We start from the raw sequence: 17,545 nt of genomic DNA on the forward strand, positions 1-17,545 counted from the left end.
CTTGTTGAAAAAATCAGCTGCCACGGTAGGTGGTGAAAAACCAGGGCGAGCACAGCATGGGCACGTGATAGTGCTGGGCTGCGTCGAAGATGGAAAAACGCACCAGCACTTCTTCCGACAGTGCCGTGGGTTCCTTGAAATGCTCGCCTACGTAAAAACGCAGTTCGAAGTCCCCGGTGCGCGCCGACTGGGCCGCCAGCATGGGGCTGTCGGTGCGGCCGTCGGCATTGGTGCGGGTGCTGTTCAGACGCTGAGGCGGGGATTGCGCGACGTCGTAAAGCTCCACCCGCAGGCCCGCGATGGGGCGGCCGGTGGTGACATTGAGTGCGTGGGTGCTGATGCCTGCCATGATTTGCCTTTCACGAGATTGGAATATCCGAGCTGGGGGAAAGAGCCGAGGCTCAGCTGCCGCGCGAGTAGGTGTAGTTCCAGGGGCCGAACTGCATAGGCAGGTGGATGCGCTCGGCCGTGTTCGCGATCTGAAAGCGCACCGGCACCTTGGACAGAAAGGCGGGTCGGGGCAGCCTGGAGCCCTTGGCGGCAAAGTAATCGTCCACATGCAGCAGCATCTCGTAGCGGCCGGCGCGGTAGCTGTCGTCGATCAGCAGAGGCTCGTCCGCTCGGCCGTTGGCGTTCACGATGAAGCTGCGCACCAGCACATAGTTCTGGCCGTCCCAGCGCGAGAAGTCGATGCGCAGGCCCGTGGCTGCCGAGCCGTGGAACGTGTCCACGGCATGCATGGTCAGGCGCGGGCTGACGCCGTGCAGCACGATGGGTCCGGAGGACTGGGCCGGTGTCGGCTGGGGCGTTTCGGCAGCCAGTGCGCCGCGTGCCGCGACCAGGGCCGAGGTACCGAGTGCCAGGCCGGAGAGGGCGAACTGACGGCGCGTCGGGAGCAGAGCTTGTGCGCTGGAAAAAGAAGTCTTGGACATATACCTGTTTCCTTCAGATCAGATGCAGCTTCAGTTGCTTTTGCGGCGTTGGAGGCGGGTGATGAAGGCAATGGCCAGGATGGCGGACAGCGCCTCCACAATGGCGACCAGGTACAGGCCGGGAGCAACCTTGCCGCTGGAGGCCTTGATCAAGCCCATCAGATAGGGGGCACCGAAGCCGGCCAGATTGGCGACCGAGTTGATCAGTGCCACGCCCACGGCGGCAGCACCGCCGCTGAGCAGCATATTGGGCATCTGCCAGAACACCGGGATGGCGCTCATGGTGCCTACCAGGGCCAGGACCATGGCCGACAAGGCCACGATCACGGGAATGCTGTTCATGCCCATGGTGATGGCCAGGGCCAGCATGCCTGCGGCGCCCAGCAGGACCGAGCCTGCAAAGTGCCAGCGCACTTCACCGCGATGGTCGGAATGGCGGCCGTTGATCACCATGCCTGCGGCACCCAGCAGATAGGCACCGCCGGCAATCCAGCCCACTTGCATGGGCGAGGTGAAGCCTGCTTCACGGATCACGGTGGGGATCCAGAAAGTCAGCGTGGAGTTGGCGCACAGCAGGCAGAAGAACACGGCAATCAGCAGCCACACCATGGGGTTGCTGAACAGGGTGCGCCAGTCGCTGTGGCGTTCGCCCTGGGCCTTCTGGTCCAGTTCCAGCTGCTGGCGCACGACGGCGCGGTCCGCGTCGGTGAGCCACTTTGCCTGCTCGGGACGGTCCGTCATGTAGAAATAGGCGAAGATGCCGGCCAGCACCGAGGGAATGCCTTCGATGATGAACAGCCATTGCCAGCCGTGCATGCCGTGTGCACCTGCAGCCCAGGTCATGATGCCGCCGGCCAGGGGACCACCGATCACGCCGGCGATGGCAGAGGCCGACATAAAGGTGCCGAAGGCCTTGGCGCGACGCTTGGATGGGTACCAGTAGGTCAGGTACAGGATGATGCCGGGGTAGAAGCCGGCTTCGAACACGCCCATCAGAAAGCGCAAGAGGTAGAACTGGGTCGGCGTCGTCACCCAGGCCTGCAGGATGCAAATGAGACCCCAGCCGATGGTGATGCGCATCACCGTCTTCTTGGCGCCAATCTTTTGCAGCAGCATGTTGGACGGCACTTCGAACAGAAAGTAGCCGATGAAGAAGATGCCCGCGCCCAGGCCGTAGACCGCCTCGCTGAATTTCAGATCGTCGAGCATCTGCAGCTTGGCAAAACCGATGTTGACGCGGTCCAGCCAGGCCAGTACCCACAGCACGCCCAGAAAGGGCAGCAGCCGCCAGGAAATCTTGGAATAGGTGGCATCGACCTGGTCGACCGACGGGGCTGTGCCGCTGATCGGCATATGTTGAGCACTCATGGCAAGTCCTTGTCTCATAAGTCTGTTATTTGGGTATGTGGACGCTTGCATGGTCGCGGGTTGCCGCGATATGCGAAACTAGGCTGCTGCTATGAGCCGCATAGCAAAATGCATATTCCTAGGGAAAACACGTGTCTCGCAGCGAAGATCCGTTCGACACCTACTTGCTGCGCGTGCTGTGCACCTTGATCAGCGAAAAAAGCGTGTCGCGCGCGGCAATACGCCTCAATCAGTCACAACCGGCCATCAGCGCAGCGCTGAGGCGATTGCGGGCCATCTTCAACGACCCGCTGCTGGTGCGGGACAAGAACCGCATGGTGCCCACGGCGCGCGCGCTGCAGGCGGTGGAGCAGGCGCGTGCGGCACTGGGGCTGATAGAAGGCCTGCTGACCACGGGCAAGGAATTTGCCGCCGAGACGACGCAGCAGCGCTTCACCATTGCCACGCCCGACTATCTGGCCCCGCCCTTCATGACGCGCGTGGTGCAGCTCATGCGGGCGCAGGCGCCGGGAGCCCGGCTGGTGATACTGCCGCTGAGCCAGAGTTTCGACTACGAGCAGGCCTTGCAGAACGGCGATGTGGACATCGTCATAGGCAACTGGCCCAGCCCGCCCGAGCATCTGCATATGTCCACGCTGATCGAGGACGAGGTGGTCTGTCTGCTGGACGAAAAGCACCCGCTGGCCGCGCCGGGCCAGCTCACCTCCGAGCAATATCTGCAGTCCGCCCATGTGGTGTTCACGCCGTACTCGCCGGACCAGCGCGGTGTGGTGGAGACCAGTCTGGGCACGATGCGGGTCAGCCGTGACGGCCGTGTGCAGTGCTCGCATTTCTCGCTGGCCCCCGATCTGCTGGTGGGCACCGATCTGCTGCTGACCACCAGCCGCCATTTCGCGCTCTATCACTCCAGGCGCCTGCCGCTGGCCATGGTGCCTTTGCCCATGGGCAGCCGTAGCATGCGCTTTTATCAGCTATGGCATTCGTCCCGTCACCGGGACGCCTCGCATATCTGGTTGCGGGGGCTGCTGAATCAGGCTGCGCAGGTGCTGACGCAGCTGGTGTAGCCGACTGCTATACGGGCTATAACAAGCCAGGACTGTGAGACGGCAAACCGGCTTTCTACACTGGCTTCATGACTACCGACACCCAATCCTCCATCCCCTCGCTAGACGAGCTCAACGCCATGACGCCGGACGCTTTTGTGGCTGCGCTAGGCGAGGTCTTCGAATATGCTCCCTGGGTCGCCCAAGCCGCCGCGCTACAGCGCCCGTTCCACAGCATCGATGCGCTGCACGCCGCCATGCTGGCCGCCGTGCATGCCAGCCCCCGCGAGCAGACCGTACGCTTTCTTTGCGGTCACCCCGAGCTGTCGGCCAGCGCCGTGCGCTCGGGCACGCTGACCAGCGATTCGCAGCAGGAGCAGCAAAGCGCCGGTCTGGGCGAGCTGGCGCAGTCCCAAGGCGAGCGCCTGGTGGCGCTGAACCAGAGCTATCGCACACGCCATGGCTTCCCCTTCATCGCCTGCGTGCGTCACTACACGCGCGCCGGCCTGTTTGCCGAGCTGGCTTCGCGTACCGATCGCGCTACCGAGGCAGAGTTTGCCGAAGCGCTGCGCCAGATCGGCTTTATCAGCCGCCTGCGTCTGGCGCAGCGCGTGAGTGAAGCCAGCTTGCAAGCCGCTTGAGTCGGCCCAGGGGCGTAGCCTAGAAACAAAACAGCACGCCGAGGCGTGCTGTTGGTTTTTGAAGCGGGCTTGAATGCCGCAGCGGTGAAGTTATGCGAACACGCCGGCGCTGTCCTGCATATGGGCGGACACTGTGCCCAGATGGTGCAAGGTGTCGCCACCCGTCATCTCCATCTGCGTCAGGCGCTTGAAGTAGTGGCTGCCCACATATTCGTCTGTCACGCCAATGCCGCCGTGCAGCTGCACGGACTGCTGGCCCACAAAGCGCATGGACTGGCCCAGCTGCACCTTGGCGCGGGCCACGGCCGTATGGCGCTCTTCCGCTGGGGCGCCCAGCTTCAGGCTGGCGTAATAGCTCATGGAGCGGGCCAGCTCCAGCTGCATCTTCATATCGGCCACGCGGTGGCGCAGGGCCTGGAAGCTGGCAATGGCCACGCCGAACTGCTTGCGCTGGTTCATGTATTCCGTGGTCAGCTTGAGAGTTTGCTCCATCACGCCCACACCCTCGGCGCACAGGGCGGCATTGACTATGTCCTGCGCCAGCGTGAGGGCGGGCAGGCCGTTGCTGGTGATCAGCGTGGCGGGCACGGCATGGCAGATCAGATCGGCAGCGCGGCCTTCATCCTGGGTGGCGTAGCCGCGTGTGCTGACGCCGGGGGCGCTTTTCTCCACCAGGAACAGCGCCAGCTTGCCGTCCAGTTGCGCGGGCACGATGAAGGCATCGGCCTGATCGCCAGCAGGAACAATGTTTTTGGTAGCGCTTAGCGAATATTCGTCGCCGGATTTATTCGCTTTTGCTTCACAAACATCAAGGCGGTAGCGCGCTTTGCGCTCCTGCGATGCGAGCACCACCAGCTTTTCACCGCTGGCGATCTGGGGCAACCAGGCTTGCTTGACGGCATCGCTGCCGAATTGGGTCAGCACGGCAGAGGCGGCAAACGCCTGGGCCAGCGGCTCCATCACCAGGCCGCGGCCCAGCTCTTCCATCACCACCATGACATCCACCGCGCCCTGGCCCAGGCCGTCATAGGCCTCGGGCACGGTCAGGGCGGTCAGTCCCAGCTCGGCCAGCTCGTTCCAGGCCTCGCGCGAAAAGCCGCCCTGGCTGGCAATGGACTGGCGGCGCTCGAAGCTATAGCCCTTCTCGACCCAGCGGGCCACAGCATCGCGCAGTTGTTGTTGATCGTCGGAAAAATCGAAATCCATATTTGTCTCCTGCTGCCAAAGCGAGTGCGCTTTGCGCACCATCACATTCAGCGAAGCTCTTGCAAGAGCCCCCTCCTGGAGGGGGCGTGGGGGAGTCGTACGTGCAAATACAGGCCGGACTCGGCTTTAGCCGAGCACCGTCTGCGCGACGATATTGCGTTGCACTTCGTTGGAGCCGCCGTAGATGGTGGTCTTGCGCATATTGAAATAGGTAGAGGCCAGCGGCGCATTGCTCACCGCACCGCCGGGGAAGTCGCCCTGGTAGCCGGCTTCCATGGCTTCCTGCACATAGGGCAGGGCATATGGGCCGGCGGCCAGCATCATCAGCTCGGAATAGCGCTGCTGAATTTCGCTGCCCTTGATCTTCAAAAGGCCGGCGATATCCAGCGGGTTCTTGCCCGACTTCATGGCCGAGAGCACGCGCAGCACCATCATTTCCAGCGCAATCACGTCGATCTCCAGCAGGGCGATCTGGTCGCGGAAACGCTGGTCTTCCCACACGCCTTCGGCCTTGGCAATGCGCTTGAGGCGCTCCAGCTCGCGCTTGGCGCGGTTCACGTCGGCAATATTGGTGCGCTCGTGGCTCAGCAGGTGCTTGGCGTAGGTCCAGCCCTTGTTTTCCTCGCCGATCAGTTGGTCGGCAGGTACTTGCACGTTGTCGAAGAAGACTTCGTTGACCTCATGGCCGCCGTCGAGCAGCTTGATGGGGCGCACGGTGACGCCGGGCGACTTCATGTCGATCAGCAAAAAGCTGATGCCGGTCTGTGGCTTGCCCTCGTTGCTGGTGCGCACCAGGCAGAAGATCCATTCGCCATACTGGCCCAGGGTGGTCCAGGTCTTTTGGCCGTTGACGATGTAGTGATTGCCCACGCGCTCGGCACGGGTCTTGACGCTGGCCAGGTCCGAGCCCGAACCGGGTTCGCTATAGCCCTGGCTCCACCAGACTTCGCCACTGGCAATGCCGGGCAGAAAGCGCTGGTGCTGCTCGGGTGTGCCGTAGGCCATGATGACCGGGGCCACCATCACGGGGCCGAAGGGGATGATGCGCGGCGTGCAGGCCAGGGCGCATTCTTCTTCGAACAAATGCTTTTGAATGGCGCTCCAGCCGGGGCCGCCGAACTCCTTGGGCCAGCCATAGCCCAGCCAGCCTTTTTTGCCCAAAATCTTGGCCCAGCGCTGCAGATCATCACGCGTCAGGTGCAGATCGTTGCGTACCTTGTGCGCAATGTCCTCGGGCAGATGGGCTCGCACCCAGGTGCGGATTTCTTCGCGGAAAGACTGTTCTTCAGGGGTAAATGCCAAATCCATGCGTTTGTCTCCAGAAAATCTGGATGCGTTTGTAGCACGCACGTTCTTTTTTCATCTGTCCAGGGCGTGACAGTTGGCACGTAATGGGTAAAAGCACTGATCTTGACGCCCCCCCTGAGTCGCTTGTGGCTCTGGGGGCTGCGCCGCGCCGTGCGGTGGATACAGCTTATTCGGTAGATGCTGGCGTTGCAGCGGGGGTGGGGGGCTCCACGCCCAGCGATTCGCACAGCAGCTGCACGGTGGCGCGCAGCTGGGTCACTTCGGCCTCCAGCGTGTCCACGCGCTGCTGCAGGGCAGATGCGTTGCTGACGGTGCCGGCGCTGCTGCTGGCTTGCAGCGCATTCACATCCACCGGGCCGCACAGCAGATGGGCCCAGCGCGGCTCGCGTGCGCCGGGCGCACGGGGCAGGAGCACGACCAGGGGGCCTCCTTTTTCCTCGCTGCGCTCACGCAGCTCGTCCAGAAAGGCTTCGACCGAGGAAATATCGGCAAAGCGGTGCCAGCGCTCGGAGTTGATGCGCAGCTCGCCAGCGGTCTGTGGGCCGCGCAGCATCAAGAGAGCCAGCAGCACGGCGGACTGATCGGGCACGCCAATGCCGCGTGGAAAGTTGTGCTCCCAGCGGGTGGAGCGGGTGCTGCTGATCTGCACGGCCAGGGATTTCTGGCGCAGCTCGTCCAGCGCTTCCTGGGCCTGGCCGTCGCTGATTTCCATCACCGGGTCGCGGCTGGACTTCTGGTTGCAGCCGGTGATTAGTGCGTTGAGCGTCAGAGGGTAGCTGTCGGGCACGGTGCGGGCTTTTTCCATCAGCGTGGCCAGAACGCGGGCTTGCACAGGGGTCAAGGGGGTGACGCGGGGATCGAAAGGCATGTTGTCTCCTCAAAAAAGTACAGGGCCGCATACAGGAACTGGGGTTGACCCGGAGGGGAAATTCCCGTCGGTGCGACAATCGCCGCCCATGAAAAACATCGTGATCCTGATCTCGGGCGGCGGCTCGAACATGGCCGCCATTGTGCGTGCATCCCAGCAGCAAGACTGGGCCAAGCGCCACAACGCCCGTGTGGCTGCCGTGATCAGCAACAAGGCCGACGCCAAGGGGCTGGTGTTTGCAAGCGATAACGGCATTGCCACCGAGGTTCTGGATCACAAGCAGTTTGACAGCCGCGAGGCTTTCGATGCCCAGCTGGCCCAGGTGATTGACCGCCATGCGCCCGATCTGGTGGTGCTGGCCGGCTTCATGCGCATTCTCACGCCGGGCTTTGTCTCGCACTATGCGGGGCGCATGGTCAACATCCACCCCTCGCTGCTGCCGGCCTTCACCGGCCTGCACACCCACCAGCGCGCCATTGATGCGGGTTGCAAGTTTGCCGGCGTGACCGTGCACCATGTGACGGCCGAGCTGGATGTGGGGCCGATTCTCGATCAGGCAGTGGTGCCGGTGCTGCCCGGCGACACGGCCGAGGCGCTGGCGGCCCGCGTGCTGGTGCAAGAGCACATCATCTACCCGCGTGCCGTACTCAATCTGATTAAAGATTGATAGCTGCTGGCGCTTGATGCATAAGCGCTATAGCCTTGTTTCAAGCCGGTTTTTGCTGATCCTCCGGCAGACGGCGAAAGCGCGGCCGCTCCACGCCGTCAATCACCACGGTCTCGTTGAACATGGCGGCGGGCCGCACCCACAGGCCGTGCTCGCCATACAGGGCGCGGTACAGCGTCATGGGCTCCAGCGTCTCGCTGTGGCGCACGGTGTCCAGTACCTGATAGCGCATGCCTTTGTAGTGTTCGTAGAGGCCGGGTGCGGGGGTGATGAGCGGGGGCAGGTGATGATCGGACATGGTTTTATCAAAAACAATAGCTGTCAGCGTATATGAAATAAGCGCTGGCGCCTGTTTTTATCGGGAATTGAGTGAGTTGGCTGTGTGCGGCGGAACAAGCCAGTGCAAGCCAGGGCTTGGGCGACAGTGGGACAATTGCGCCCATGCATCCCAAACAGCTTCTCGACGCTTGCTCTGAACTCGTCAAGCGCGCCCTGACATTTGAACACCCGGCCGATTCCGTGGTGTCTTATTTTTTCCGCGAAAACCGCTACCTCGGTCCGCGCGAACGCGCCACCCTGGCCGAAACCACTTACACCGTGCTGCGCAAGAAGCTGTTGTTCGAAGCGCTGGCGCATTCGGGCAGCGGCGCGCGTGAGCGCCGTCTGGCCATTCTGGGCTTTGCCGCCGTCCTGCGCGAACAGGCCAAGAAGGAAGGCAAAGTCAAGAACAAGGACGGACAGGATAGCGAGACCTTCATCCAGGCCGCTCTCACGCCTCAGGAACTCAAGTGGCTGGCTGCCTGCGACGGCATCAAGCAAGACGAGTTGATGGAATCCCACCGCCACAACCTGCCCGAGTGGCTGGTCGAGCCTTTGAAGGCTCAGCTGGGCGAGGAATTCTGGGCGCTGGCTGCCAGCATGGAAAAGGCCGCTCCCCTGGATTTGCGCGTCAACGCGCTCAACGACAAGCGCTCCGACGTGCGCAAGGAACTGGAAAAAGCCGGCATCAAGGCCGTGCCCACGCCGTACTCTCCCATCGGTCTGCGTATTGACGGCAAGCCTGCGCTGGCCAAGGTCGATGCCTTCAACCGTGGCGCCATCGAGGTGCAGGATGAAGGCTCGCAATTGCTGGCCCTGATGCTGGACGCCAAGCGCGGCGAGATGGTGGTGGACTTTTGCGCCGGTGCCGGCGGCAAGACCCTGGCCATCGGCGCTTCCATGCGCAACACCGGCCGTCTGTACGCCTTTGATGTCTCGGGCCACCGCCTCGACGCCTTGAAGCCCCGTCTGGCGCGCTCGGGCCTGTCGAATGTGCACCCCGCCGCCATTGCCCACGAGCGCGATGAGCGCGTCAAGCGCCTGGCCGGCAAGATCGACCGCGTGCTGGTCGATGCGCCTTGTTCGGGCCTGGGCACGCTGCGCCGCAACCCCGACCTCAAGTGGCGTCAAAGCCCCAAGGCCGTGGAAGAGCTGACGCAAAAGCAGGCCGCCATCCTGGCCAGCGCTGCGCGCCTGGTCAAGGCCGGCGGTCGTTTGGTCTATGCCACCTGCTCCATCCTGCCGCAGGAAAACGAAGCCATTGCCGAAGCCTTTGCGGCCGCGCATCCCGACTTTGTGCCCCTGAGCGCAGGCGAGCTGCTGGAGCAGCTCAAGATCGAGAACGGCGATTCGCTGTGCAGCGGCGGTGACGACGGCAGGCAGTATCTGCGTCTGTGGCCTCACAGTCACGAGACCGACGGCTTTTTCGCCGCTGTCTGGGTGAAGAAGGCCTAACTTCCAGGCAAGTCCGCTTTCACTGTCGGGCAAAGCTTTGGGGGGGGCGGCAGACCGCCTAAAATTGAACGACCGTGCTTTACTCGATGAAGCACGGTTTTTTTGCCAAAGGCTTTGTTGCGTATGTCGCTGGATCTCGGCTGGGTTTGGAATGCGGTAGTGGATTGGCTGGCCCATGGGCTGTGGCAGCTGTCATGGTGGCAGCTCTTGCTCTATACCCTGGCCACCACCCACATCACCATTGCGGCGGTGACCATTTTCCTGCACCGCTGCCAGGCCCATCGTTCGCTGGATCTGGGGCCTATCCCTTCGCATTTTTTCCGCTTCTGGCTGTGGCTGGGCACGGGCATGGTCACCAAGGAATGGGTGGCGATTCACCGCAAACACCATGCCAAGTGCGAGACCGAGGACGACCCGCACAGCCCGCAGACGCGTGGGCTGGGCAAGGTGATGCGCGAAGGTGCGGAGCTGTATCGCTCGGAAGCGCAGAACGCGGAAACACTCAAGAAATTCGGCCACGGTACGCCCGATGACTGGATGGAGCGCCATGTCTACCGTCACTCGGTGCTGGGACCCTCTCTCATGCTCATCATCAATGTGCTGCTGTTCGGCGCCATTGGCCTGAGCATCTGGGCCGTGCAAATGGTCTGGATTCCCTTCTGGGCGGCCGGCGTGGTCAACGGCGTAGGCCATTTCTGGGGCTATCGCAATTACGAGGCCGTCGATGCCTCCACCAATCTCGTGCCCTGGGGCATCATCATTGGTGGCGAAGAGCTGCACAACAACCACCATACCTTCCCGACCTCGGCCAAATTCTCGGTCAAGCGCTATGAGTTTGATATTGGCTGGCTCTATATCAGCGCTATGCAAGCCATAGGCTGGGCCAAGGTCAAGAAGACTCCGCCGCGTCTGCGCACCGGTGCCGTCAAACCGGTGGCCGATGAAATGACGCTGGAGGCCATCATTGCCAACCGTTACGAGGTCATGGCCCGCTATGCGCGCGGCGTGCGCTTTGCGGTGCAGCAGGAGCTCGATGGACTCAAGCAGCGCAAGGCCGACATGTCTGCACTGAAGAGTGCGCAGCGCTGGTTGCACCGCGATGCTGAAAAAGTGCCGGCCAATGCCATGGGCCAGTTGGCCCAGGCCCGTGCCGCCCATCCGGTGATCGATCAGATGCTGGTCATGCGCGAAGAGCTGCGCCAGCTGTGGCTCAACACCACGCTTACGCGCGAACAGCTGACCAGCCAGTTGCAGGCCTGGTGCCAGCGGGCCGAGGCCAGCGGTATTGCCGCGCTCAAGGATTTCTCGGTCAAGCTGCGCGCTGCTCACGCTTGACGAAGCGAGCCTGAAGTCGCGCCAGCCAGGCGGCAACGCCACCATTCCAGAGCCGCCCCGGGCGGCTTTGTTGCATGGATTGCACTGCTGCGCGCTCATGGATCTCAAGCCCGGCGGTTTCAGCCGCCGCCATCAGCTGCACCCAGGTGGCCGCCGGGGCGCGCCAGCTCTGCCCGGTTTGCAGCAGCATGATTTGCTCGAAACAGTTGTCGGCAAAGGCCAGGGGTGCGACCGAAAGCCGTAGCGGCCCCTGGCGGCAGAACACTTCGCTGCCTTCGGATAGATGAAGGCTGGCAGTTTGTGCTGCGCTCAGTTGGAGCGGGGTGCTTGATGGGGTGTGCATGGCAGGCCTTGAGTGCATGGATTCAGGCCTCAAGCGTAAAAAAATGCGGCGCTGCACAACAGGCACAGCAAGCGCCCGGTGTGAGCGCATCAGTGCAGTTTGTAGGGTGACTGTTCTGGTCTGTATCTGATCTATCTGTATCTGTTGCGAAACAGATGGCGCTGGCATCATGGCGACCATTGCCTCTGATCGATACTGCTGTTTGCCATGCTCAATCCTGTTGCCCTTGCCCGCACCGATGAAGCCGCTCTGCCTCTGTACCAGCGGCTGGCAGGCGACTATTTCGCCGCCATGGAGCTGGGTACGCTCAAGGCGGGCGAGCGCATGCCTTCGGTGCGGGAACTGATGGCCCGTCATCAGGTCAGTCTTTCCACCGCGCTGCAAATGCTGAGATTTCTGGAGGGCCAGGGCCATCTGGAGGCCAGGCCTCGCGTGGGCTATTTTGTGCGCGAGCTGCAAACCGGCCTGGCGCTGACCAGCGAGCCCGATCTGAGTCAGCCGGTTCAGCCCAATCCGCATGCGCATTTCGTGGGGATCAACGAGCATATTTCGCTGCTGCTGGAGCGCGGTCGCCAGGCGCCGGCGCATATAGACATAGGCGGCTGCACGCCGCCGGCCGAGCTGTTTGACCATCAGCATCTGAACAAGACCGTCACCCGCTTGCTGCGCGAGCAACCCATGTTGCTGGCCCAGGGGCGTTCGCTGCTGGCCAATCAGGGCAATCACCCGGATTTTCAGCAGGCCATGGCGCGGCGAGCGCTGGCTTGCGGCATACGGGTGGCGCCTGCCGATGTGCTGGCCACCACGGGCAATTCAGAAGCGGTGTCGCTGGCGCTGGCTGCCGTGGCCGTGCCAGGCGATATGGTGGCCGTGGAGTCGCCCACCTACTACGGCTTGCTGCAGGTGGTGGAGTCGCTGAAGCTGCAGACGCTGGAGATTCCCTGCAGCCCGCGCACAGGCTTGTCTATCGAGGCGCTGGAGTTGGCTTTTCAGACCCAGCCGCGCCTCAAGGCCGTGGTCGTGGTGCCTGAGCTGCAGATGCCGCTGGGCACCCGCATGCCGGACGAGCACAAGGCCAGGCTGGTGGCGCTGTGTGCCCAGTATGGCGCGGCCCTGATTGAGGATGATTCCTACGGCCTGTTTGTGGAGGACAAGCAGCCGGTGCGACCGCTCAAGGCCTGGGACAGCGTCTCCGGCCATGTGATCTATTGCCAAGCCTTCAACAAAAGCATGGCGCCGGGCTTGCGTCAGGGCTGGATGAATGGCGGGCAGTGGCATGGTCGGGTGCAAATGCTCAAATTTGCCCAGAGCCGCAACACCCAGACACTGGGGCAGCTGGTGGTGGCCGAGGTGCTGGGTTCGCCCACGCATTTGCGCAATTTGCAGCGGCTCAAGGCGCAGCTCAAAAGCCAGCGCGAAGCCATGGCACGCCTGGTGGCGCGCTATTTTCCGCTGGGTACGCGGCTCAGCCTGCCCGGCGGCGGGCTGTGCCTGTGGCTGGAGTTTCCTGAAACCATGTCTACCGCCAGTCTGTTTACCGAGGCGCTAGCCCATGGCATACGCATTGCGCCGGGCAGCATGTTCTCCAACTCGGGCCGCTACGAGCACTGCATGCGGCTGGCCTGTACCCATCCGGTCAATGCGGCGATGGAAAAGGCAATCCAGCAACTGGGGGCCATGGCTTGCCGCCAGCTGGGCCAGCCGGTGCGGGAATGAGGCAGATATCAAGCGGCAATAAAAAAACCGCCTGCACTTGCGTGAGGCGGTTTTTTCAGGATGACCGGGCTGAATTACTTCAGCTTGGTTTCCTTGTACTCGACGTGCTTGCGAGCCTTGGGGTCGAACTTCATGATCGACATCTTTTCAGGCATCGTCTTCTTGTTCTTGGTTGTGGTGTAGAAGTGACCGGTGCCAGCAGTAGAAGCCAGCTTGATCTTTTCGCGTCCGCCTTTAGAAGCCATGGTGTTTCTCCTTTAGGAAATTAAGCTTGGCCACGAGCGCGCATGTCTGCGAGCACGGAGTCGATACCGTTCTTGTCGATCAGGCGCAGAGCAGCGCTGGAAACGCGCAGACGCACCCAACGGTTCTCGGTTTCCACCCAGAAACGACGGTATTGCAGGTTAGGGAGAAAACGACGCTTGGTCTTGTTGTTGGCGTGGGAAACATTGTTGCCCACCATGGGCTTTTTGCCCGTAACTTCACATACGCGTGCCATTTGGACACTCCGAAAGTTGAATCGGCTGTCGGCTCTGAAATTTTGCAAAAGCAAAATGTGCCTGCAACCTCACCTCGCCAGTTTTAAAAGGGTGGCGGTAACCCCATTGCAAAAAGCCCGAACCTGCAAAGTGCAAACACCTGGCAGTGCCTTGAATTCAGCAAAGCCCTGGATTATAGCGTTTTTGCCAAAAAGCCCCGGAGGCCGGCCATATCTGGCGGCACTCAAGGGCTTTTATGGGTTTGGGGCTTGGATCAGCCTTGCTGTTCCAGGAAACGCTGGGCGTCCAGGGCCGCCATGCAGCCCGTGCCGGCGCTGGTAATGGCCTGGCGATACACGTGGTCCTGGCAGTCGCCGGCGGCAAACACGCCGGGCACGCTGGTCTGGGTGGCGAAACCCTTCAGGCCGCCCTGGGTGACGATGTAGCCATTTTCCAGCTCCAGCTGGCCCTGGAAGATGTCGGTATTGGGGTGGTGGCCGATGGCGATGAAAGCGCCTTGCAGCTTCAGGTCTTCGGTATGGCCGTCCTGGGTGCTCTTGATGCGGATGCCGGTCACGCCGCTCTGGTCGCCCAGCACTTCATCCAGGGTGAAGTGGGTCTTGAGCTCGATCTTGCCTTCCTTGACCTTGGCCATCAGCTTGTCCACCAGGATGGGCTCGGCCTTGAACTTGTCGCGGCGGTGCACCAGGGTGACCTTGCTGGCGATGTTGGACAGGTACAGCGCTTCTTCCACGGCGGTGTTGCCGCCACCGATCACGCACACGGGCTGCTCGCGGTAGAAGAAACCGTCGCAGGTGGCGCAGGCGGAGACGCCGCGGCCCATGAAAGCTTCTTCGGAGGGCAGGCCCAGGTACTTGGCGGAGGCGCCGGTGGCAATGATCAGCGAGTCGCAGGTATACGTGCCGTTGTCGCCGGTCAAAGTGAAGGGGCGCTGGCTGAAGTCCACCTTGCTGATGTGATCAAAGATGATCTGGGTGTTGAAGCGCTCGGCATGCTCCTGAAAACGCTGCATCAGCTCGGGGCCTTGCACGCCGTTCACGTCGGAAGGCCAGTTGTCCACTTCGGTGGTGGTCATCAGCTGGCCGCCCTGGGCCATGCCGGTGATCAAAAGAGGTTTGAGGTTGGCGCGGGCGGCATACACGGCGGCGGTGTAGCCAGCAGGGCCGGAGCCGAGAATGAGAACTTGTGCGTGTTGTGTAGAGGACATGAAACCTGGCTTTGAGAAAAAACGCATGCCGACAACCGGCGCGCAGTCAAAGAATCTGGAAGATGTGGGAGTATCGCTCGGGATCAAGGCCTGCGGTTTACGCGGTATTAATCACCGAAATTGTAAAAAATCATGGTTATGACTTGCTTGTCTTCAGCCCGAGCCCCTAATGTTGCAAGTGCTTGCATTACGCTCAAGGGTTCGTCCCGAACAATTGCATCGCCTGCCTGGGTGCTAAGGTAAGCTCCTGCCTGCGTATGACTTATTCATTGAACGCTTTGAACGCGTCTTCTTCTAGCAAGAACAAATCCCGCTCGGCTGCTCCGCGCTATGGTGTGATCCGTTTCAGCCAGGAAGTGTTGCTGCTCATAGGTCTGCTGGCCCTGGTCTTCTGGCTGGTGTCCATGTTGACCTATTCGCCGCTGGACCCTGCTTGGTCCACCTCCGGCGGCGGGCAGATGGCCTTTGTGCGCAACTGGATGGGGCGCGTAGGTGCCTGGCTGGCCGATGCCTGCTATTTCGGTTTTGGCCTGTCCGTCTGGTGGCTGGTACTGGCCGGCGTGCAGGCCTGGATGACCTCGTTGCTGCGCTGGATGCGCGGTGGCGTGGGCAAGGATGGCGCACCGCTGCCGCTGGTGCCGATCTGGCGCCGCCGTTTTCTGTTCTGGGGTGGCCTGGCCGTGCTGATGTCTGCCAGCTGCGCGCTGGAGTGGACGCGGCTTTACCGTTTTGAAAGCCATCTGCCGGGACCGGCCGGTGGCGTGTTTGGCTATATGGTGGGTTTTCACAGCCTGCAATGGCTGGGCTCCACAGGCTCGGGCCTGATCGGCATCTGCCTCTTCGTGCTGGGGCTGGCCATGGTGTTCGGCTTTTCCTGGGGTAATCTGGCCGAGAGCCTGGGCGCGCGCCTGGACGGCATGGTGCAGTTCGGCCGCGAGCGCCGCGAAATCGCCAAGGATGCCGCCGTGGGCCGCAAGTCCGCGCGCGAGCGTGAAGAAATCATTCAGGAGCGCAGCGAAAGCGCCGAGATCAGCCCGCCTGCCCCGGTTCAGATCATCGAGCCCGTGCTGAACGAGGCCACCCAGCCCAGCGCCCGTGTGGTCAAGGAGCGCCAAAAGCCCTTGTTCACCGATCACCCCGACAGCAAGCTGCCCCAGGTGGAGCTGCTTGATGCGGCGCCGCAGCGCCAGGAATCGGTGTCTCCCGAAACTCTGGAGATGACCAGTCGCTTGATCGAAAAGCGTCTGAAGGACTTTGGCGTGGATGTGCGCGTGGTTGCCGCCATGCCAGGCCCCGTGATCACGCGCTACGAGATCGAGCCCGCCACGGGCGTCAAGGGTTCGCAGATTGTCAATCTGGCCAAGGATCTGGCCCGCTCGCTGTCCTTGGTGTCGATTCGCGTGATCGAGACCATTCCCGGCAAGAATTTCATGGCTCTGGAGCTGCCCAATGCCAAGCGCCAGTCGATCCGGCTGTCCGAGGTGCTGGGCTCGCAGGTCTATCACGATGCCAAGAGCATGCTGACCATGGGTCTGGGCAAGGACATCGTGGGCAACCCCGTGGTGGCCGATCTTGGCAAGATGCCGCACTGCCTGGTGGCGGGTACCACCGGCTCGGGCAAATCTGTGGGTATCAACGCCATGATTCTGTCTCTGCTCTACAAGGCAGAGGCCCGCGATGTGCGCTTGCTGATGATCGACCCCAAGATGCTGGAAATGTCGGTCTACGAAGGCATTCCCCATTTGCTGTGCCCCGTGGTCACCGATATGAAGCAGGCCGCCAACGGCCTGAACTGGTGCGTGGCCGAGATGGAGCGCCGCTACAAGCTGATGAGCAAGCTGGGCGTGCGCAATCTGGCCGGCTACAACACCAAGATCGACGAGGCCAAGGCGCGCGAGGAATCGATTTCCAACCCCTTCAGCCTGACGCCCGAAGAACCCGAGCCGCTGCAGCGCTTGCCGCATATCGTGATCGTGATCGATGAGCTGGCCGACCTGATGATGGTGGTGGGCAAGAAGATCGAAGAGCTGATTGCCCGTCTGGCGCAAAAGGCCCGTGCGGCCGGCATTCACCTGATCCTGGCCACCCAGCGCCCCAGCGTGGACGTGATCACCGGCCTGATCAAGGCCAATATTCCGACCCGGATTGCCTTCCAGGTTTCCAGCAAGATCGACAGCCGTACCGTGCTTGATCAGATGGGGGCCGAGTCCCTGCTGGGCATGGGCGACATGCTCTATATGGCCAGCGGCACCGGCCTGCCGATTCGCGTGCATGGCGCTTTTGTGTCCGACGAGGAAGTGCACCGCGTGGTCAGCTATCTCAAGGAGCAGGGCGAAGCCGATTACATCGACGGCGTGCTGGAAGGCGGCTCGGCCGATGGCGAAGGCGAAGAGGGTGGTGAAGGCGGCGGCGACGGGGAAAAAGATCCCATGTACGACCAGGCCGTCGAAATCGTGCTGAAAGACCGCAAAGCCAGCATTTCCTATGTCCAGCGCAAGCTGCGCATAGGCTACAACCGTTCGGCCAATTTGCTGGAGCAGATGGAAAAAGCCGGCTTGGTCAGCTCGCTGACCTCGGGCGGCCAGCGCGAAGTGCTGGTGGCGGCCCGGGTGGAGTGAGCGGGCGAGACCTCACGACG

The 17,545-nt window shown here is 62.1% G+C and carries 18 protein-coding genes; 7 read left to right on the top strand and 11 right to left on the bottom strand.

The genetic code is table 11. The features are described 5' to 3' along the window. Nucleotides 1-13: 13 nt before the first annotated feature. The 3 genes from uraH to EAO39_RS05300 are packed head-to-tail and all read right to left on the bottom strand — an operon-like array spanning nucleotide 14 to nucleotide 2,300. On the bottom strand, nucleotides 14-349 hold the full coding sequence (gene uraH / locus EAO39_RS05290) for a hydroxyisourate hydrolase (RefSeq protein ID WP_120966487.1): 336 nt from the start codon (nucleotides 347-349) through the stop codon (nucleotides 14-16). A 52-nt stretch (nucleotides 350-401) separates the two neighbouring features. After that, entirely contained in the window at nucleotides 402-932 is a 531-nt protein-coding gene (locus EAO39_RS05295; protein WP_120966488.1) for a hydroxyisourate hydrolase, read from the bottom strand. Between the two features lie 30 nt (nucleotides 933-962). Next, on the bottom strand, nucleotides 963-2,300 hold the full coding sequence (locus tag EAO39_RS05300; RefSeq protein WP_120966489.1) for an MFS transporter: 1,338 nt from the start codon (nucleotides 2,298-2,300) through the stop codon (nucleotides 963-965). 131 nt (nucleotides 2,301-2,431) lie between these two features. Between EAO39_RS05300 and EAO39_RS05305 the strand changes: the two genes are divergently transcribed. Further along, nucleotides 2,432-3,364, top strand: a complete 933-nt coding sequence (locus tag EAO39_RS05305) for a LysR family transcriptional regulator (protein ID WP_120966490.1) — start codon at nucleotides 2,432-2,434, stop codon at nucleotides 3,362-3,364. A gap of 68 nt (nucleotides 3,365-3,432) precedes the next feature. Next, nucleotides 3,433-3,984: a 2-oxo-4-hydroxy-4-carboxy-5-ureidoimidazoline decarboxylase gene (gene uraD / locus EAO39_RS05310; protein WP_120966491.1), complete on the top strand. Its 552-nt coding sequence runs from the start codon at nucleotides 3,433-3,435 to the stop codon at nucleotides 3,982-3,984. 90 nt (nucleotides 3,985-4,074) lie between these two features. On the opposite strand, the gene EAO39_RS05315 is transcribed toward uraD, so the two are convergent. The 3 genes from EAO39_RS05315 to EAO39_RS05325 all read right to left on the bottom strand — a co-directional run bounded on the left by EAO39_RS05315 (nucleotide 4,075) and on the right by EAO39_RS05325 (nucleotide 7,366). Then, complete coding sequence (locus EAO39_RS05315) at nucleotides 4,075-5,190, bottom strand: acyl-CoA dehydrogenase family protein (protein WP_120970710.1); 1,116 nt, start codon at nucleotides 5,188-5,190, stop codon at nucleotides 4,075-4,077. A gap of 126 nt (nucleotides 5,191-5,316) precedes the next feature. After that, the gene (locus tag EAO39_RS05320) at nucleotides 5,317-6,498 is read right to left on the bottom strand and encodes an acyl-CoA dehydrogenase family protein (protein ID WP_120966492.1); all 1,182 of its coding nucleotides are present in this window, start codon (nucleotides 6,496-6,498) and stop codon (nucleotides 5,317-5,319) included. Between the two features lie 166 nt (nucleotides 6,499-6,664). Beyond that, complete coding sequence (locus EAO39_RS05325; protein ID WP_120966493.1) at nucleotides 6,665-7,366, bottom strand: YceH family protein; 702 nt, start codon at nucleotides 7,364-7,366, stop codon at nucleotides 6,665-6,667. Between the two features lie 88 nt (nucleotides 7,367-7,454). Here EAO39_RS05325 and purN point away from each other — a divergent pair, with 88 nt between their 5' ends. Next, nucleotides 7,455-8,033 carry a phosphoribosylglycinamide formyltransferase gene (gene purN, locus EAO39_RS05330; protein WP_120966494.1) on the top strand — a complete coding sequence of 193 codons (579 nt, stop codon included), beginning with the start codon at nucleotides 7,455-7,457 and terminating at the stop codon, nucleotides 8,031-8,033. 40 nt (nucleotides 8,034-8,073) lie between these two features. Here the strand turns inward: purN and EAO39_RS05335 are convergent, their stop codons facing one another. Beyond that, nucleotides 8,074-8,331: a DUF1653 domain-containing protein gene (locus EAO39_RS05335; RefSeq protein ID WP_120966495.1), complete on the bottom strand. Its 258-nt coding sequence runs from the start codon at nucleotides 8,329-8,331 to the stop codon at nucleotides 8,074-8,076. Nucleotides 8,332-8,474: 143 nt separating this feature from the next. Between EAO39_RS05335 and EAO39_RS05340 the strand changes: the two genes are divergently transcribed. Both EAO39_RS05340 and EAO39_RS05345 read left to right on the top strand, forming a co-directional pair. Then, on the top strand, nucleotides 8,475-9,806 hold the full coding sequence (locus EAO39_RS05340) for an RsmB/NOP family class I SAM-dependent RNA methyltransferase (RefSeq protein ID WP_120966496.1): 1,332 nt from the start codon (nucleotides 8,475-8,477) through the stop codon (nucleotides 9,804-9,806). Nucleotides 9,807-9,929: 123 nt separating this feature from the next. Beyond that, nucleotides 9,930-11,141: a fatty acid desaturase gene (locus EAO39_RS05345; RefSeq protein WP_120966497.1), complete on the top strand. Its 1,212-nt coding sequence runs from the start codon at nucleotides 9,930-9,932 to the stop codon at nucleotides 11,139-11,141. Here EAO39_RS05345 and EAO39_RS05350 read toward each other — a convergent pair. Next, on the bottom strand, nucleotides 11,116-11,664 hold the full coding sequence (locus tag EAO39_RS05350) for a hypothetical protein (protein ID WP_162989482.1): 549 nt from the start codon (nucleotides 11,662-11,664) through the stop codon (nucleotides 11,116-11,118). The genes EAO39_RS05345 and EAO39_RS05350 overlap by 26 nt on opposite strands. Nucleotides 11,665-11,691: 27 nt before the next feature. On the opposite strand from EAO39_RS05350, the gene EAO39_RS05355 reads away from it, so the two are divergent. Beyond that, complete coding sequence (locus EAO39_RS05355; protein ID WP_120966499.1) at nucleotides 11,692-13,200, top strand: PLP-dependent aminotransferase family protein; 1,509 nt, start codon at nucleotides 11,692-11,694, stop codon at nucleotides 13,198-13,200. A gap of 74 nt (nucleotides 13,201-13,274) precedes the next feature. Here the strand turns inward: EAO39_RS05355 and rpmG are convergent, their stop codons facing one another. The 3 genes from rpmG to trxB all read right to left on the bottom strand — a co-directional run bounded on the left by rpmG (nucleotide 13,275) and on the right by trxB (nucleotide 14,907). Beyond that, nucleotides 13,275-13,445 carry a 50S ribosomal protein L33 gene (rpmG, locus tag EAO39_RS05360; protein ID WP_120966500.1) on the bottom strand — a complete coding sequence of 57 codons (171 nt, stop codon included), beginning with the start codon at nucleotides 13,443-13,445 and terminating at the stop codon, nucleotides 13,275-13,277. 20 nt (nucleotides 13,446-13,465) lie between these two features. Then, complete coding sequence (gene rpmB, locus EAO39_RS05365; RefSeq protein ID WP_066539714.1) at nucleotides 13,466-13,699, bottom strand: 50S ribosomal protein L28; 234 nt, start codon at nucleotides 13,697-13,699, stop codon at nucleotides 13,466-13,468. Nucleotides 13,700-13,953: 254 nt separating this feature from the next. After that, entirely contained in the window at nucleotides 13,954-14,907 is a 954-nt protein-coding gene (gene trxB / locus EAO39_RS05370; RefSeq protein ID WP_120970712.1) for a thioredoxin-disulfide reductase, read from the bottom strand. 257 nt (nucleotides 14,908-15,164) lie between these two features. Between trxB and EAO39_RS05375 the strand changes: the two genes are divergently transcribed. Continuing rightward, entirely contained in the window at nucleotides 15,165-17,525 is a 2,361-nt protein-coding gene (locus EAO39_RS05375) for a DNA translocase FtsK (protein WP_120966501.1), read from the top strand. Nucleotides 17,526-17,545 lie beyond the last annotated feature (20 nt).

It is taken from the genome of Comamonas sp. lk, assembly GCF_900564145.1.
Classification (GTDB): domain Bacteria; phylum Pseudomonadota; class Gammaproteobacteria; order Burkholderiales; family Burkholderiaceae_C; genus Comamonas.

What these genes read in the sequence shown, in the direction of transcription:
- uraH (WP_120966487.1), bottom strand. Translation starts at nt 349, where the DNA reads ATGGCAGGCATCAGCACCCACGCACTCAATGTCACCACCGGCCGCCCC.
- EAO39_RS05295 (WP_120966488.1), bottom strand. Translation starts at nt 932, where the DNA reads ATGTCCAAGACTTCTTTTTCCAGCGCACAAGCTCTGCTCCCGACGCGC.
- EAO39_RS05300 (WP_120966489.1), bottom strand. Translation starts at nt 2,300, where the DNA reads ATGAGTGCTCAACATATGCCGATCAGCGGCACAGCCCCGTCGGTCGAC.
- uraD (WP_120966491.1), top strand. Translation starts at nt 3,433, where the DNA reads ATGACTACCGACACCCAATCCTCCATCCCCTCGCTAGACGAGCTCAAC.
- EAO39_RS05315 (WP_120970710.1), bottom strand. Translation starts at nt 5,190, where the DNA reads ATGGATTTCGATTTTTCCGACGATCAACAACAACTGCGCGATGCTGTG.
- EAO39_RS05320 (WP_120966492.1), bottom strand. Translation starts at nt 6,498, where the DNA reads ATGGATTTGGCATTTACCCCTGAAGAACAGTCTTTCCGCGAAGAAATC.
- EAO39_RS05325 (WP_120966493.1), bottom strand. Translation starts at nt 7,366, where the DNA reads ATGCCTTTCGATCCCCGCGTCACCCCCTTGACCCCTGTGCAAGCCCGC.
- purN (WP_120966494.1), top strand. Translation starts at nt 7,455, where the DNA reads ATGAAAAACATCGTGATCCTGATCTCGGGCGGCGGCTCGAACATGGCC.
- EAO39_RS05335 (WP_120966495.1), bottom strand. Translation starts at nt 8,331, where the DNA reads ATGTCCGATCATCACCTGCCCCCGCTCATCACCCCCGCACCCGGCCTC.
- EAO39_RS05340 (WP_120966496.1), top strand. Translation starts at nt 8,475, where the DNA reads ATGCATCCCAAACAGCTTCTCGACGCTTGCTCTGAACTCGTCAAGCGC.
- EAO39_RS05345 (WP_120966497.1), top strand. Translation starts at nt 9,930, where the DNA reads ATGTCGCTGGATCTCGGCTGGGTTTGGAATGCGGTAGTGGATTGGCTG.
- EAO39_RS05350 (WP_162989482.1), bottom strand. Translation starts at nt 11,664, where the DNA reads ATGGTCGCCATGATGCCAGCGCCATCTGTTTCGCAACAGATACAGATA.
- EAO39_RS05355 (WP_120966499.1), top strand. Translation starts at nt 11,692, where the DNA reads ATGCTCAATCCTGTTGCCCTTGCCCGCACCGATGAAGCCGCTCTGCCT.
- rpmG (WP_120966500.1), bottom strand. Translation starts at nt 13,445, where the DNA reads ATGGCTTCTAAAGGCGGACGCGAAAAGATCAAGCTGGCTTCTACTGCT.
- rpmB (WP_066539714.1), bottom strand. Translation starts at nt 13,699, where the DNA reads ATGGCACGCGTATGTGAAGTTACGGGCAAAAAGCCCATGGTGGGCAAC.
- trxB (WP_120970712.1), bottom strand. Translation starts at nt 14,907, where the DNA reads ATGTCCTCTACACAACACGCACAAGTTCTCATTCTCGGCTCCGGCCCT.
- EAO39_RS05375 (WP_120966501.1), top strand. Translation starts at nt 15,165, where the DNA reads ATGACTTATTCATTGAACGCTTTGAACGCGTCTTCTTCTAGCAAGAAC.